Origin of the sequence: Collibacillus ludicampi, from assembly GCF_023705585.1 — a bacterium.
Classification (GTDB): domain Bacteria; phylum Bacillota; class Bacilli; order Tumebacillales; family BOQE01; genus Collibacillus; species Collibacillus ludicampi.
Map to the genome: position 1 here is coordinate 2,954,349 of NZ_BOQE01000001.1, position 15,388 is coordinate 2,969,736.

Annotated in this window: 13 protein-coding genes; all 13 read left to right on the forward strand. The window is 48.5% G+C overall.

Annotated elements, in window-relative coordinates:
- Window positions 1–6: 6 nt before the first annotated feature.
- The 13 genes from lepA to deoC all read left to right on the forward strand — a co-directional run bounded on the left by lepA (window position 7) and on the right by deoC (window position 15,387).
- On the forward strand, window positions 7–1,815 hold the full coding sequence (gene lepA / locus DNHGIG_RS14965) for a translation elongation factor 4 (protein ID WP_282200342.1): 1,809 nt from the start codon (window positions 7–9) through the stop codon (window positions 1,813–1,815).
- A gap of 142 nt (window positions 1,816–1,957) precedes the next feature.
- On the forward strand, window positions 1,958–3,247 hold the full coding sequence (locus DNHGIG_RS14970) for a tetratricopeptide repeat protein (protein WP_282200343.1): 1,290 nt from the start codon (window positions 1,958–1,960) through the stop codon (window positions 3,245–3,247).
- A 110-nt stretch (window positions 3,248–3,357) separates the two neighbouring features.
- Window positions 3,358–4,503 (forward strand): radical SAM family heme chaperone HemW, encoded by a 1,146-nt coding sequence (gene hemW, locus DNHGIG_RS14975; protein WP_282200344.1) that lies wholly within the window; start codon window positions 3,358–3,360, stop codon window positions 4,501–4,503.
- 93 nt (window positions 4,504–4,596) lie between these two features.
- Window positions 4,597–5,625, forward strand: coding sequence for a heat-inducible transcriptional repressor HrcA (gene hrcA, locus DNHGIG_RS14980; protein WP_282200345.1), 1,029 nt, complete (start codon window positions 4,597–4,599; stop codon window positions 5,623–5,625).
- Between the two features lie 65 nt (window positions 5,626–5,690).
- On the forward strand, window positions 5,691–7,244 hold the full coding sequence (locus tag DNHGIG_RS14985) for a TCP-1/cpn60 chaperonin family protein (RefSeq protein ID WP_282200346.1): 1,554 nt from the start codon (window positions 5,691–5,693) through the stop codon (window positions 7,242–7,244).
- A 19-nt stretch (window positions 7,245–7,263) separates the two neighbouring features.
- Window positions 7,264–7,842 carry a nucleotide exchange factor GrpE gene (gene grpE / locus DNHGIG_RS14990; protein ID WP_282200347.1) on the forward strand — a complete coding sequence of 193 codons (579 nt, stop codon included), beginning with the start codon at window positions 7,264–7,266 and terminating at the stop codon, window positions 7,840–7,842.
- A 51-nt stretch (window positions 7,843–7,893) separates the two neighbouring features.
- Window positions 7,894–9,720 carry a molecular chaperone DnaK gene (gene dnaK / locus DNHGIG_RS14995; RefSeq protein ID WP_282200348.1) on the forward strand — a complete coding sequence of 609 codons (1,827 nt, stop codon included), beginning with the start codon at window positions 7,894–7,896 and terminating at the stop codon, window positions 9,718–9,720.
- A gap of 14 nt (window positions 9,721–9,734) precedes the next feature.
- Window positions 9,735–10,868: a molecular chaperone DnaJ gene (dnaJ, locus tag DNHGIG_RS15000; protein ID WP_282200349.1), complete on the forward strand. Its 1,134-nt coding sequence runs from the start codon at window positions 9,735–9,737 to the stop codon at window positions 10,866–10,868.
- A 70-nt stretch (window positions 10,869–10,938) separates the two neighbouring features.
- Complete coding sequence (gene prmA / locus DNHGIG_RS15005; RefSeq protein ID WP_282200350.1) at window positions 10,939–11,874, forward strand: 50S ribosomal protein L11 methyltransferase; 936 nt, start codon at window positions 10,939–10,941, stop codon at window positions 11,872–11,874.
- A 9-nt stretch (window positions 11,875–11,883) separates the two neighbouring features.
- Entirely contained in the window at window positions 11,884–12,633 is a 750-nt protein-coding gene (locus tag DNHGIG_RS15010) for a 16S rRNA (uracil(1498)-N(3))-methyltransferase (RefSeq protein WP_282200351.1), read from the forward strand.
- Complete coding sequence (gene mtaB, locus DNHGIG_RS15015; RefSeq protein ID WP_282201438.1) at window positions 12,633–13,994, forward strand: tRNA (N(6)-L-threonylcarbamoyladenosine(37)-C(2))-methylthiotransferase MtaB; 1,362 nt, start codon at window positions 12,633–12,635, stop codon at window positions 13,992–13,994. The genes DNHGIG_RS15010 and mtaB overlap by 1 nt, the downstream gene beginning before the upstream one ends.
- Window positions 13,995–14,206: 212 nt before the next feature.
- On the forward strand, window positions 14,207–14,632 hold the full coding sequence (locus tag DNHGIG_RS15020; RefSeq protein WP_282200352.1) for an NUDIX hydrolase: 426 nt from the start codon (window positions 14,207–14,209) through the stop codon (window positions 14,630–14,632).
- Window positions 14,633–14,718: 86 nt separating this feature from the next.
- Window positions 14,719–15,387 (forward strand): deoxyribose-phosphate aldolase, encoded by a 669-nt coding sequence (gene deoC / locus DNHGIG_RS15025; protein ID WP_282201439.1) that lies wholly within the window; start codon window positions 14,719–14,721, stop codon window positions 15,385–15,387.
- Window position 15,388: the final 1 nt, after the last annotated feature.

A 15,388-nucleotide genomic window follows, 5' to 3' on the forward strand; every position in this document is an offset into this window, starting at 1 on the left:
GCGCCCATGGACGCCAGAGAACGGCAGCAGTTCATTCGCAACTTTTCAATCATTGCACACATCGACCATGGCAAATCCACACTGGCAGACCGAATTTTGGAATTTACAGGTGCACTCTCTTCCAGAGAGATGCAAGACCAAGTTTTGGATCAAATGGATCTCGAACGTGAACGCGGCATCACGATTAAGCTACAAGCGGTTCGCTTGAAATACAAAGCGAAAGATGGACAGACGTATATTCTCAATCTGATCGACACGCCGGGGCATGTGGACTTCACCTATGAAGTGTCGCGCAGTCTTGCCGCGTGTGAAGGAGCATTGCTCGTAGTAGATGCGGCACAGGGGATCGAGGCGCAGACACTGGCAAACGTGTACTTGGCACTCGAAAATAACTTGGAGATTCTTCCGGTGGTCAATAAGATCGATCTTCCTTCCGCCGAGCCGGAACGGGTCAAACAGGAAATTGAAGATATTATTGGATTGGATGCTTCCGAAGCAGTCTTGGCTTCTGCAAAAGCGGGTATCGGGATCGAAGAGATACTGGAACAGATCGTCACGAAAGTGCCTGCACCGCAAGGGGATCCCGATGAACCCCTGCAAGCGTTGATTTTTGATTCCCATTACGACACGTATAAGGGCGTAATCGTTTACGTGCGTGTTGTCAACGGTTCGATCAAACCCGGAATGAAAATACGGATGATGGCGACAGGTGCCGAGCATGAAGTGATTGAAGTGGGAGCATTTACTCCGCGCATGACAATCGTTGACGAATTGTCGGTAGGCGATGTCGGTTTTGTAGTTGCTGGTATCAAAAATGTCCGCGACACGCGCGTAGGGGATACGATTACAGATGCGAAACGTCCTGCGGCTGAGCCTTTGCCTGGCTATCGCAAGATCAACCCCATGGTGTTCTGCGGTCTCTATCCCGTAGATACAGCCGATTATAACGATCTACGGGAAGCGCTTGAGAAATTGGAGTTAAACGACGCTTCTCTAAAATATGAGCCTGAGACTTCCAATGCGCTTGGTTTCGGCTTTCGTTGTGGGTTCCTCGGATTGCTGCACATGGAGATCATTCAGGAGCGACTGGAGCGGGAATACGGTTTAACATTGATTACCACGGCGCCTTCGGTCGTCTATCATGTGTATACGACCTCAGGCGAAAAGCTCGAAATCGATAACCCAAGCAAGATGCCGGAAGCAGGCAAGATCGATCACGTGGAAGAACCGTTTGTCAAAGCGTCAATCATCGTACCCAAAGACTTCGTGGGTCCTGTGATGGAACTCTGTCAGGAAAAACGCGGTGTATTTGGGGACATGCAGTATCTTGATGCGAACCGTGTCACATTGATCTATGAGCTTCCGTTAACGGAGATCGTGTACGATTTCTTCGATCGGCTGAAATCAAGCACAAGAGGCTATGCTTCATTCGATTACGAGCTGGCAGGTTATCGCGAGTCGAATTTGGTCAAGATGGATATTCTCCTCAACGGGGAGCCTGTGGACGCACTCTCTTTCATCGTGCATCGTGACAAGGCATACGAACGCGGTAAGGCTCTTTGCGAAAAATTAAAAGAACTGATCCCGAGACAGATGTTTGAAGTGCCCATTCAAGCGGCGATTGGTCATAAAGTTGTGGCTCGTGAAACGATCAAAGCGATGCGTAAGAACGTCTTGGCCAAGTGTTACGGGGGAGACATTTCTAGGAAACGCAAGTTGCTTGAAAAACAAAAAGAAGGCAAGAAGCGCATGAAACAAGTGGGGTCAGTCGAAATTCCGCAAGAAGCGTTTATGGCTGTATTAAAAATGGATTGATCATCGGGATGCCCAGTCGGGTGTCCCTTTTCAACATTCGAGCGATTTCAATTTCGTTTTACGTTGAAGTTGCGGTACACTCTTTGTTTCATTGAATATGCTTCGATTACAGCTTTTTTTATCAATGAAAGGAACTAGAACAATGACTGATTCTGTTGAAGCAATACTTAAAGAAGTGGAACAGAAATTCGCTTCCGAACGATATAATGAGGGAATCCGCTTGTTAAATCGTGCGTTGCGTTTTCCCGAATACCGTCGTGAAGTGTATGAACGATACGCGTTCGCCCTTAGAATGTTAGGCAGACACCAAAGTGCAGATCTGTTTGAACAAGTGTTGCTCCAGCCGCGACGAGCAGACGCTTTTTTTCAATTGGGGAACCGATTTATTGATGAGGGGATGTTCGGGCTGGCGTTGGCACCTTTATACCGGTGTTATCAACTTGCCCCCAAAGAAGCGGTGGTAAACTATACCCTCGCTTACGCCCTCATGAAAGAATTTCAAATAGAAGCCGCTTTATCGTTCATGCGCAGAGCTTATGAAATAGAGCCCCTTATCCATGTGATTTATTCTATGGCTTATCTCCATCTTCTCTTGGGAAATCCTGAACAAGCAGATCCTTATTTGCTTGAATTGGATCATAAAGTTCGTCAGGAAGAAGAGGGAATGGAACGACTGAAATATTTGCGGGAATTTCGAAAACGTTTGCTCGCGCATCCTCCCAAGGATATTCGCGATTTCCATTTCGCCCAGTACGGAACGGTTCTGTTGCGTGTGTTTAAGGATGATTTTCCACACGTGCAGGAAGACCCTGCTCATGGCCGTTATGCGGTCGCATCGTTTAATTACTATCAAGTAGCATCCGTTTTGAGGGCATTTCAATTATTGATTGAAACAGTTGTTACAAAACCCGCTTACTCCTATGTTGTATCTGTTTCGCAACAAGGAACACCTTTGGCCCTCGCGCTTTCACGGATGTTGGCGATACCTATGATTGCTTTTTCCGATTCCCCCGAAAGAAGCCCGGGAATCATCGTGGCTGTTAATTCTGATGAAATCAATGAGATCGCACGCTTTTATATCGATCGGCCAGAACATCTCATCTTCGCTTTTTCTGTTGATTGGACTCGGGAAACCGCAATGTTGCCCGATGTGATCGGATATCTGGCGCAACTGGCATTTTTACCTTGGCAAGAGCGTCTCGAAATCGGAGAGAACGGGGAAGCAGTACGTCTGCCCGCAGATGAGCGAAGCCCTGTACAACTCGCCGATGAGATTATGAAACAGTTGGACCAAGTCGAGCAGTCGTATGTCTCAGCGTTGGCTCGATATTTCAAAGAACGCCAAGAGCTATGGAAGCTCGGGTTGAACACCGACCGTCCGCGCAAACGGTTCCTCGTGGAATCTCCGCTCGGTGGTGCCAGGTTTATGTAAAAACGCTGAGCCAATCCAGGCCTGAACATGAGGAATGATTGCCGTCTGAGCAGGTGTCATTCATACGACCGCACAGAACCAATATTCACCATAGAAAGAAGGTGGTTCACATGGATCTTATTCCTACGTCCCTTTATATACACATTCCTTTTTGTGCAAGCAAATGTTATTACTGCGATTTTAACTCGTATGTTTCCACGAGCGATGTGATGGACCGCTACTTGGATGCTCTCGATAAAGAATTGTCGCTTTTAGCGAATGAATATAACTGGAAACCGCTGCGCACCGTCTTTTTCGGTGGAGGAACTCCGACGATTTTCAATGCGAAACAAACGGAGCGCATGTTAACCATCCTGCACCGCTCATTCAAACTGCATGAAGATGCGGAAGTCACCGTTGAGGCAAATCCGGGGACGGTAGATCTTGAAAAATTGCGTATTTTGCGCGAAGGAGGAGTGAACCGTCTTTCTTTCGGTGTACAGAGTTTCGACGATCAGCTTTTGAAGCGTTTGGGCCGCTTGCATGATCGCGAACAAGTCTATCAGTCTTATGAGTGGGCACGGAAGGCTGGTTTTTCTTCTATTAATTTAGATTTGATGTTCGGACTTCCCGGTCAGACGGTTGAGTTATTTCATGAAAGCCTGCAGCGTTTCCTGACGCTTGATCCTGAACACCTTTCCGCTTATTCGTTGAAAATTGAAGAAGGAACCCCTTTTGCCAATTGGTACGATCGTGGACAGTTGACCCTGCCGCCGGAAGAGGATGAAATAGAGATGTATACGTTACTGAGGGAAAAGACAATGCAACATGGATACGAAATGTATGAGATTTCTAATTTCGCTAAAGAAGGGTTTGCCTGTGAGCATAACCAAGTGTATTGGCGCAATGAACCGTATCTGGCTGCCGGCTCCGGCGCGCATGGATATGTAGAGGGAACTCGCTACGTGATCGAAAAATCGGTACCCGATTATATTGATAAGACATTGCAGGGACGGCGGCCCGTAGTGGAAAGCGAGCGAATCAATGAGCGCATACAACAAGAAGATACGATGATTCTCGGTCTCCGTATGCGAGAAGGGGTTACGTATGATCGTTTTCGTGAGCGTCATCAAATCGACATGCTCACCGTGTTTGGCGAGGAAATCAAGAAACTTCAGGATGCAGGATTGCTTGAAGCGGATCATCGGGGGGTACGCCTAACGGAACAAGCTCTTCTACTTGCAAATGAAGTTTTCGCCGCCTTTTTGGACACTTAGGATATATTGACAAGGACAAGAAAGCTCTGGTATCCTTCAACTGAAGATTAGCACTCAAGTGTATGGAGTGCTAACAACGGAGGCGACGATTCGATGTTGACAGAGCGCCAACAATTGATCTTGCGTATCATTGTTGATGATTATGTACAATCGGCCGAGCCAGTAGGTTCCCGTTTGATTTCAAAACATATAGAAGTCTCTCTGTCTCCGGCGTCTATTCGGAATGTGATGGCTGATCTTGAAGAAATGGGTTATTTGGAACAGCCTCATATCTCATCCGGTCGTGTTCCTTCCGAAAAAGGATATCGATTCTATGTCGATCATCTTTTGCCACCCGTTTCTGTCAGTGAGGAAGAGGTCAGGGCCATCCGCAGACTGTTAATGGAGAGAATCGATGAGATGGAGCAGGTCGTCCAGCAGACAGCCCAGATTCTCTCATCATTGACGAACTATACGTCGATCGTTTTAGGACCTCAAATCTACGAACAAACCTTAAAACATTTGCAATTGATCCCTCTTCATGAGCGGTCGGCCGTGGCGATCATGGTCACGAATACAGGAAGAGTTGAAAACAAAAAGGTTACTGTTCCCGAAGGAATCTCGTTGGATGAAATTCGTAAACTCGTTGCGATTCTAAACGAGAAGTTGACAGGGACACCGATTTATCAGATCAAGAAGCGCTTATATGATGAGATCGCTCACGAGTTGCGTCGATATATGGAACAGTTCGAAGGCGCGATGGATCTGTTCAATCAAATCGTGAAGACAGATGCGAATGAGCGCATATACCTGGGAGGTACAGCGAAGATTCTGGATCAGCCAGAATTTCGCGATGTGGAAAAACTTCGTCCTCTGCTCGACATTCTAGAACAAAGCAAAACGGTCGTTCAGCTGTTGGGAGCCAATGAGGAACCAGGGATTCGCGTGCGCATCGGACAAGAAAACGATGTTGATGAGTTTAAAAATTGTTCCGTGATTTCTGCATCCTATGCGATTGACGGCAAACATGTCGGAGCTATCGGTGTGATTGGTCCTACGCGCATGGATTACGCCCGTGTGATCAAGATCATCAACCATCTCGCGGCAGGACTGTCTGCCGCATTAACCCGTTTGCATAAATAAGATCAGGTTGTTCATAATGCTTTGTGTACATGGTAATGGAAACTTGTTACAAGGATTCGATGTACATGTCGAACAATAAACAAAAGTGGAGTGAACAAGAGGATCGCCACTCGACACTGCTGTCGAATGCTCAAGCGGTCCGTGCAGTGACTGCCGCCGTCGAAGGGACGTTGGGTCCCAAAGGGCTTGATACCATGCTGGTCAGTCGTAACGGCGATGTGATCGTCACAAACGATGGGGTCACCATATTAGATTTAATGGAGATCACCCATCCCGCAGCGAAGATGCTGATCAACATTGCACGCGCGCAGCAGGATGAAATCGGTGACGGCACGACGACCGCCACCTTGCTGGCGGGGGCTCTCGTGCAAGAAGCCTGTGCCCATGTGCAGACGGGTGTCCCCGTCACAAGGGTCATCGAAGGTATCCAGCAAGGAATTTCGCGCGCTTTGGAAGAAATACAAGCGCGCAGCCGCCCGCTAGAGCAAGTGGATGACCCTCGGCTTTTACAGGTGGCAAGAATCGCCGGAAGGGAACATGGGGATATCGCTTCACTTGTCGTCAAAGCTGCACAACTGATGGGCTTGGAAAAATTGAGAGACCCATCTTTTCGTCTCTCCGAGATGATCGTGTCGTCCGTCGGTGCGACGAGCGAAGTGTTTCACGGTCTTCTGCTGAATAAGCAACGAATGAGCCCGCATATGCCGGAGAAAGTCGAAAAGACATGGGTCTTCTTGCTTGACGATGCGTTGGAAGCGGAAGGAATCGATGAAGAAGCATTGCGTACGGAAACTGGCTTTCAAACCTATTTGCAGTACAAAGAGGAATTTCGCCAATCGGTACGGCGTTTGATTGATCTTGGTGTTCGCTTCATTTGTACGGGTCGTGGAGTATCTCCGGTTGCAGAGGAAATGCTCACGGAAGCCGGTGTATTTGTGGTACAGCGTGTTTCTTCACGCGATATGAGGCGACTTGCCGATTATACGGGTGCCCGACCTGTGAAACGCACAGGTTTGCACAAGTCTCCCGATGAACTGAAAAAAATGTTGGGCTGGTGTGCACACGTTTATCAAGATAAACGCATGGATATGATTCGGTTGGAAGGCGGTCATGGTAAACCCATGGCCACCATTTTGGTAGGAGCGACTACGGCCGAAGTTGTTGGCGAGAGGGCTCGCATTGCAAAAGATGCAGCGTCTTCAGTACAGGCGGCCGTACGCGGAGGTATTGTACCCGGCGGTGGCGCTCTGGAATTGTATATCAGCCGCGTCATTGAGAAATATCGCGAGAAGGTTCGCGGTATGGCGGCTTACGGTGTTGACGCCGTTGCTAAGGCTTTGCGTCGCCCGATTACACAAATCGTGTTGAATGCGGGCTTCAATCCGCTGGAAAAAATCGAAGATGCAAACGCCGGACAGATTCATACGAACTGCGATTCGCTCGCGATCGATTGTGAAAGTGGCGAAGTTGTTGATATGATGAAGCGAGGGGTCTTAGATCCGACACTTGTGAAATATCACGCCCTCAAGGCTGCAGGCGAGGTTGCCGTTGCCGTTTTGCGAATTCAAACGATCGTTCGCATGCGGAGCGACGGGATGGAAGACCAAGGCGGATTCTAAGATCAAGGAGGGATCTTATATGAAACAAGAACAGGAACACGAGAAAAGTGAAAAGGAAACACCGGTAACCGAGGAAACGGCAGAAGCCACTGTCGAACAAAAGCCAGAGGAGACAGAAGATCAGGAACTGACGCAGGAAAACAATCCTGCAGAAGCGGAAATCGAACGATTACACGCGGAATTGCAGGATCTTCAGAACCGTTACCTGCGTGTGCAGGCCGATTTTGATAACTTCCGCAAACGTTCGCGGCAAGAGAAGGAAGAATTGAGCCAATACGCCACCATGCGTCTGGTACAGGAGTTGCTCCCTGTAATTGATAATTTCCAATTGGCAATGAATGCACAAACAGATGATGTGGATACACTCAAAAAAGGCATTGACATGGTTTGGCGACAACTGCAACAGATATTGGAGAAAGAAGGCTTGTTTCGGATGGAAACCGTCGGTCAGCGATTTGATCCGAATGTGCACGAAGCGGTCATGCAAGTGGAAGCGACGGAAGAATTTCCATCAGGGACTATTGTCGAAGAGCTTCGTTCCGGTTACAAATTGAAGGAGAAAGTTATTCGTGCAGCCATGGTAAAAGTTGCACAGTAACACGATACGTACTTACAAACATATTTGTAATCTAATGGGAGGTTAACATATATGGGCAAAGTGATTGGAATCGACTTGGGAACAACCAACTCTTGTGTTGCTGTCATGGAAGGCGGAGAACCGGTGGTGATTCCGAACGCGGAAGGGGGACGTACGACGCCTTCTGTCGTTGCGATTAAAAATGGTGAGCGTTTGGTGGGGGATGTCGCGAAGCGCCAAGCGGTTACAAACCCTGATAATACGGTGATTTCGATCAAGCGGCACATGGGAACCGATTATAAAGTGACCATTGAAGACAAGCAATATACACCTCAAGAGATATCCGCGATGATCCTGCAAAAATTGAAAGCCGATGCGGAAGCGTACTTGGGCGAACCGGTCACGCAAGCGGTGATTACCGTTCCTGCTTACTTTAACGATTCCCAACGTCAAGCGACAAAAGATGCCGGAAAAATTGCGGGTCTTGAAGTGCTGCGTATCGTTAACGAGCCGACGGCGGCAGCACTTGCGTACGGTTTGGATAAAGAAGACGATCAAACGATCCTCATTTACGACCTCGGCGGGGGTACGTTTGACGTCTCGATCCTAGAGCTCGGTGACGGTGTATTTGAAGTAAAGGCAACCTCAGGTAATAACCGTTTGGGTGGGGACGATTTCGATGAGCGTATCATTCAATATCTGATTGAAACGTTCAAAAAGGATACCGGTATCGATCTTTCGAAAGACCGTATGGCGATGCAGCGTCTCAAAGATGCGGCGGAGAAAGCGAAGAAAGAGTTGTCTGGCGTCTTGACGACAACGATCTCCTTACCCTTTATCTCAGCCGACGCTACCGGCCCTAAACACTTGGAAGTGAATTTGACACGCGCGAAGTTCGAAGAGTTGACGCGAGATCTTGTTGAAGCGACACTCGGCCCGACACGCCAAGCGTTAAGCGACGCGGGATTGACCCCTGAACAGATCGACAGAGTGATTCTCGTGGGCGGTTCTACACGCATTCCTGCCGTGCAAGAAGCGATTAAGAAGCTCATTGGAAAAGAGCCTTCTAAAGGTGTAAACCCAGATGAAGTGGTCGCAGTAGGTGCTGCCATCCAAGGCGGTGTTTTAACCGGTGAAGTAAAGGATGTCGTACTCCTTGATGTTACGCCTCTCTCCCTCGGTATCGAAACACTGGGAGGCGTCTTTACGAAACTGATCGAGCGTAACACGACCATTCCGACATCGAAATCCCAGATCTTCTCCACGGCAGCCGATAACCAGACATCGGTGGAAATCCATGTGTTACAAGGGGAACGTGAGCTTGCTCGCGACAACAAAACATTGGGACGCTTCATTCTTTCCGATATTCCGCCGGCACCGCGTGGCGTACCTCAGATCGAAGTGACATTCGATATTGACGCAAACGGAATTGTGAATGTCAAAGCGAAAGATCTTGGAACGGGACGCGAACAGAAGATCACGATCACATCTTCTTCCGGGCTGTCGAAAGAAGAGATCGAACGCATGGTGAAAGAAGCGGAGATGAATGCCGAAGCTGACCGTAAGAAACGGGAAGAAATCGACATTCGAAACACCGCCGACTCTCTCGTATATCAGACAGAGAAAACGATGAAAGATCTGGAAGGCAAGATCGATCAATCGGAATTGGATAAAGCGAAAGCGGCGAAAGACAAAGTGAAAGAGGCGTTGGCAGGTACAGATATCGAAGCGATTAAGCGCGCTTCCGACGAACTCGCTCAGGTCGTCCAACAACTCGGTGCGAAACTGTATGAGCAAGCGGCTCAACAACAAGCGGGAAACACGGCAGCGGGTGCAACAGAAAATAAGGATAACGTTGTAGATGCCGATTACACGGTCGTCGACGAAGACAAAAAGTAAGTCGGTGATCCCTTGTGAGTAAACGAGACTATTACGAAGTGCTGGGCGTCAGTCGAACGGCCAGCACAGACGAGATTAAAAAGGCGTACCGGAAGCTTGCGAGAAAATATCACCCGGATGTCAACAAAGATGACCCGCAAGCGGAAGAAAAGTTCAAAGAGATAACGGAAGCATATGAAGTGCTCTCCGACAACGAGAAGAGAGCTCGTTATGATCAGTTTGGTCACGAAGATCCCGGTGCCGCCGGATTCGGTGGGCAAGGGTTCAGTGGATTCGGAGACTTCGGCGGGTTCGGTGACATTTTTGATATGTTCTTTGGCGGGGGCGGGAGACCGCGCGGGCCTCGTCAGGGAGCGGATTTGCAGTATAATTTACAATTGGATTTCAAAGAAGCGGCTTTCGGTGTGGAGAAAGAATTGGAAGTTCCGCGGATGGAGGAATGTCAAACCTGTCACGGAACGGGTTCTAAACCGGGCTTCTCTCCAGAGACTTGTAAGATCTGCCGAGGAACCGGGGTTCAAGAACAGATCATCAACACGCCGCTCGGGCGGATGGTGAATCGCCGAACCTGCCAAGCATGCGGCGGGGACGGGAAACGAATCACGCATCCATGCAGCGAATGTCACGGCGCTGGGCAAGTGCGCGTTCGTCGCAAAATCCATGTGAAAATCCCGGCTGGGGTGGACACAGGGAATCGCATACGCATCCCGGGTGCAGGCGAAGCGGGTGAGAAAGGAGCTAAGCCCGGCGATCTGTATGTGATCGTTCATGTGCGTGAGCATGAATTCTTCCGGCGCGAGGGACAGGATGTATATTGTGAAGTCCCGATTTCTTTTGTGCAAGCGGCTCTCGGCGATGAGATCGAGGTGGAGACGCTTGATGGCCGGGCGAGACTTCGGATTCCTGAGGGGACGCAAAGCGGTACGTTATTTCGCCTGCGCGGACGCGGCATTCCTTTTGTCCACAGCGACCGACGAGGCGATCAACACGTTCGCGTGAATGTCATTACCCCTCGTCAGTTGACAGAGAAACAAAAAGAATTGTTGCGTCAATTAGGGAAAGAATTAGGAGTGAATCCTCAGGAACAAACGCGTTCCTTCTTTGAAAGAGTGCGCGATGGTGTAAAAGACGCTTTTAACTGGGATTGATCGTTTTGCAGGTGAGCCCACGGATTCATACCGTGGGCCTCTTATTTCATTCGTGAAGGGAATGGATCCTATGAAATGGATGGAAGTCTCCATCTTGACGACACATGAAGCACAAGAAGCAGTTTCTGAGATTTTACACCGGGCGGGAGCCGTGGGAGTTGTTATTGAAGATTCAAATGAGACAGAGATCGTGCATGAAGATCGTTATGGCGAAATCTATGCGTTAGATGAGGCAGACTTCCCTGAAGAAGGAATCCGTGTGAAAGGGTATTTTCCGCTAGAATCGAGCGATCCGGACATGATCCTTTCGATCCGTGATGAAGTATTGGGGCTCATTGAATTCGGACTGGATCCGGGTGCAGGGGAAATCCTTATGGAGGAACGGGACGAAGAAGAATGGGCGAATGCCTGGAAACAATATTATCATCCCGTTCGAATTTCCGAACGGATTACCGTCTGTCCGACTTGGGAAGCTTATGAACCGGGTCCCGGTGAAGAAATCATCCGCTTGGATCCGGGGATGGCGTTCGGCACAGGAACACATGCTACTACCGCACTTTGTCTTCGGTTATTGGAAAAACATTTGACAAAAGGTTGTGACGTAATTGATGTCGGTTGTGGGAGCGGGATTCTTTCGATCGCGGCAGCGAAGCTAGGTGCCAGAAGCGTGTTGGCTCTCGATCTCGACCCTGTAGCTATCGAAGTTTCACGAGAAAACGTGTTGACAAATCAAGTGGCAGAGCAAGTAGAAGTTCGCCAAAACGATTTATTGCAAGGGGTTATGGGCTCTTATGATTTGATCGTTTCCAATATATTGGCTGAAGTCATCCTCATGTTTGTGGGTGACGCTTATCGATTGTTAAAAACGAACGGCAAATTCATCGTCTCCGGAATCATTCAAGAGAAAGCGTCACAGGTACGTGAGGAACTGGTTGCGCAAGGGTTTTCCATCCTCGACGAATGGGATGAACAGGACTGGAAAGCATTTGCTGCCATCAAGAAATGAGGGAGTTGTATGCAACGATATTTTGTCCCCGTTGATCAAATACAGGAGAGAACAATAATGGTGATCGGTGAGGATGCCAAACATATCGCGCGCGTGATGCGCATGCGGGAAGGAGATGAAGTGATCTGTTGTGATGGGCAGGGACGTTCCTGGCTCGTTCGTCTGGTGGAGTTAGAGACGGATCGGGTGGTCGGTACGATCCTGAGGGAGTTGGACGAAAACGTCGAACCAACGGTAAAACTTACACTTGCACAGTCCCTTCCTAAAGGTGATAAAATGGATTTGATTGTCCAGAAGGGAACGGAAGTGGGCATTACCGTTTTTCAGCCATTAGAAACAGCGAGGACAATCGTGGAATATGATGCAAAAAAACAAGCCAAAAGGCGCGAAAGATGGCAGAGAATCGCGAAGGAAGCGGCGGAACAGGCGCATCGTACGTTCATCCCGGAGATTCGTACAAGCCAATCGTTAGGCTTTTGGCTCTCTTCCATACAAGAATATGATCTTGTCTTGATGCCTTATGAAGGAGAAGAGCAGCGAGGAATTCGTGAAGTATTAACGCGGTTCCCGCAAGTGACTACGATAGCGATCGTTATTGGACCCGAAGGCGGTTTTGATAAGGAAGAAGTGGAACGCGCGAAAGCAGCGGGGGTTCAGACGGTAAGTCTGGGTCCGCGCATCTTACGCACGGAAACGGCAGGGCTTGTAACGGCTTCTGCGATTTTATATCATTATGGAGAATTGGGAGGTGGAAAATGATGAGCACTGTGGCATTTCATACGTTGGGATGTAAAGTGAATGCGTATGATACCGAAGCGATTTGGAATTTGTTTAAACAACGCGGATATACGCAAGTCGATTTTAACGACATTGCGGATATCTATGTGATCAATACATGCACGGTAACAGATACGGGTGATAAGAAATCCAGACAGATGATCCGCAGGGCGATCCGTCGTCACCCGGAGGCAACGGTAGTGGTAACCGGTTGTTATGCGCAGATGGCTCCTGATGAGATCCTGGAGATACCGGGTGTGGATCTGGTGATCGGAACGCAAAAACGCGATCAGATCGTCGACCTGACGGAGAAGGTCATGGAAGAGCAAAAACCGATGAAATTCGTCTCCAGCGTGCGCAGACAGCGTGAATTTGAGGAACTGGATGTGCCGGAATTTCAAGACCGGACACGCGCATCGTTAAAAATCCAGGAAGGCTGCAACAATTTTTGCACGTTCTGTATCATCCCATATTCCCGCGGCTTCATTCGCAGCCGCAAGCCCGAAAACGTGATCCGTCAAGCGGAGAAACTCGTTAAAGCAGGTTATTATGAAATCGTGTTGACAGGGATTCATACGGGCGGATATGGCGATGATCTCGATGGTTACGGTCTTGCCGATCTGCTTGTTGATCTCGAAAAAGTGGAAGGACTCGAGCGCATCCGCATTTCATCGATTGAAGCATCCGAGATCGATGAGAAGATGATCGACGTGTTAACACGCTCGGAAAAAGTTTGCCATCACCTGCATATCCCGTTGCAGTCAGGTTCCAACGCGATTCTGGATCGCATGAACCGTAAGTACACCGTTGAAGACTTTGCGAAAAAACTGGAAGAATTACGAGTCGCTCTGCCTGAGCTTGCGATCACCTCAGATGTGATCGTCGGTTTTCCGGGAGAAACGGAAGAACTCTTCATGGAAACGTATAACTTTGTAAAAGAGCAACATTTTGCCGACTTGCATGTCTTCCCGTATTCGAAACGCAAAGGAACTCCAGCGGCGAAATACCGTGATCAAGTACCCGAAGATGTGAAACACGAACGTGTCAATCGCTTGATCCAATTATCGAACGTGTTACAAAAAGAGTATGCGAAACAATTTGAAGGGCGCTCCCTGGAAGTAATTCCGGAAGAGATTAATGAAGAAGGCTTGCTTGTTGGCTATTCGGATAACTATATTAAAATTGCATTCCGGGGCCATCCGGATCTGATCGGTGAAATTTGTCAAGTTCGCTTGACAGAACCGGGCATAACAGTATCCAAAGGATCATTTGAAAAGCAATTGACATTCGGGAAAAAGAACGCTACTCCATTTCCCGAAGAGATACCTTTACAATTGGTGTAGTTCGGCGAGAAACAGATCTCGCGTATGTTTTCGGCTTAAGCCGGTTTTCTCCCGCAGAAAGCCGGCTTTGTTTATTTCTCGCGTTTTGGCAGCGATCATTCATTGTTGTTGCTCGTGTCGCTATCGTCACGTTCAAGCAGGAATGGGATGGGATTGTCTCTGCATTCCATTCAAATTTCGATTGGTGTAGAATATGTTGAGAGGTGATGAATATGGAGCAAACGGCGGGAGGCGTCGTTTACAGGATACAGAATGGACGACTTGAAGTCTTGTTGATTCATGACCGTTTCGGGTATATTTCTATACCAAAAGGACATTTAGAAGACGATGAAACGGTTGAAGAAGCCGCATTACGAGAAATAGAAGAAGAAACAGGTATACGCGGAAGGATCGTTGGGGAACCGTTGGGTGTCATTGAGTATGATTACCGCTTGGGAGGGCGGTCCGGTAGAAAACATGTAACATACTTTCTCGTAGAGGCCGTCTCTGGAGAAACGGCCGCACAGCTTGAAGAGATTCGTGACGTGATGTGGTATCCTTTGGATACCGTAAGTGAGTTACATAAAAAACGAGGGTATGAAAATAACCAAGCGATTATTGAAGAAGCAGTGAATCGATTGAAAGGAATGATATCATGAAACAGTTGATTGAGAAAGTCAGAAAAGAAGTAGAAGCGGAGATTGGAACGATTCCCACGGAACAAGGCGTGTTTCTTTCATACTCCATGGACGCCCTCGCGGGATTAATCGATCATACTTTGTTAAAACCGGAAGCTACCCCGGAAGCGATCCGCAAACTCTGTGCGGAGGCAAGAGAATACCAATTTTTCTCTGTCTGTGTAAATCCTTTATTTGTGCCGCTCGCCGCGGAAGAACTGAAGGATTCGAACGTGAAAGTCTGTACGGTTATAGGTTTTCCGCTCGGGGCGACGAGTACAGAAGTCAAAGTGTTCGAAACCCGAAAAGCAATTGAACATGGTGCGGATGAAGTCGATATGGTCATTTCAATCGGTCTTTTAAAGGCTGGAAAGTTGCAAGCCGTACATGATGATATCAAGGCTGTTGTCGAAGCGGCCAAAGGCCAAGCTTTGGTTAAGGTGATCATCGAGAATTCTTTGTTGACAGATGAGGAGAAGATCAAGGCTTGTCTGCTGGCAAAAGCGGCTGGAGCCGATTTTGTAAAAACGTCTACAGGTTTTTCAAGCAGCGGAGCGAAAAAAGAAGATGTTGCGCTCATGCGGGAAACGGTTGGACCCAATATGGGGGTCAAGGCATCCGGTGGCGTTCGCTCGCGTGAAGATGCTGCGGCGATGCTGCAAGCGGGGGCTACACGAATTGGCGCGAGCGCTTCGATCGCGATCGTGGAAGGCGGTGCGACAAGGGAAACGTACTAGG

What these genes read in the sequence shown, in the direction of transcription:
- lepA (WP_282200342.1), top strand. Translation starts at nt 7, where the DNA reads ATGGACGCCAGAGAACGGCAGCAGTTCATTCGCAACTTTTCAATCATT.
- DNHGIG_RS14970 (WP_282200343.1), top strand. Translation starts at nt 1,958, where the DNA reads ATGACTGATTCTGTTGAAGCAATACTTAAAGAAGTGGAACAGAAATTC.
- hemW (WP_282200344.1), top strand. Translation starts at nt 3,358, where the DNA reads ATGGATCTTATTCCTACGTCCCTTTATATACACATTCCTTTTTGTGCA.
- hrcA (WP_282200345.1), top strand. Translation starts at nt 4,597, where the DNA reads ATGTTGACAGAGCGCCAACAATTGATCTTGCGTATCATTGTTGATGAT.
- DNHGIG_RS14985 (WP_282200346.1), top strand. Translation starts at nt 5,691, where the DNA reads ATGTCGAACAATAAACAAAAGTGGAGTGAACAAGAGGATCGCCACTCG.
- grpE (WP_282200347.1), top strand. Translation starts at nt 7,264, where the DNA reads ATGAAACAAGAACAGGAACACGAGAAAAGTGAAAAGGAAACACCGGTA.
- dnaK (WP_282200348.1), top strand. Translation starts at nt 7,894, where the DNA reads ATGGGCAAAGTGATTGGAATCGACTTGGGAACAACCAACTCTTGTGTT.
- prmA (WP_282200350.1), top strand. Translation starts at nt 10,939, where the DNA reads ATGAAATGGATGGAAGTCTCCATCTTGACGACACATGAAGCACAAGAA.
- DNHGIG_RS15010 (WP_282200351.1), top strand. Translation starts at nt 11,884, where the DNA reads ATGCAACGATATTTTGTCCCCGTTGATCAAATACAGGAGAGAACAATA.
- mtaB (WP_282201438.1), top strand. Translation starts at nt 12,633, where the DNA reads ATGAGCACTGTGGCATTTCATACGTTGGGATGTAAAGTGAATGCGTAT.
- DNHGIG_RS15020 (WP_282200352.1), top strand. Translation starts at nt 14,207, where the DNA reads ATGGAGCAAACGGCGGGAGGCGTCGTTTACAGGATACAGAATGGACGA.
- deoC (WP_282201439.1), top strand. Translation starts at nt 14,719, where the DNA reads ATGGACGCCCTCGCGGGATTAATCGATCATACTTTGTTAAAACCGGAA.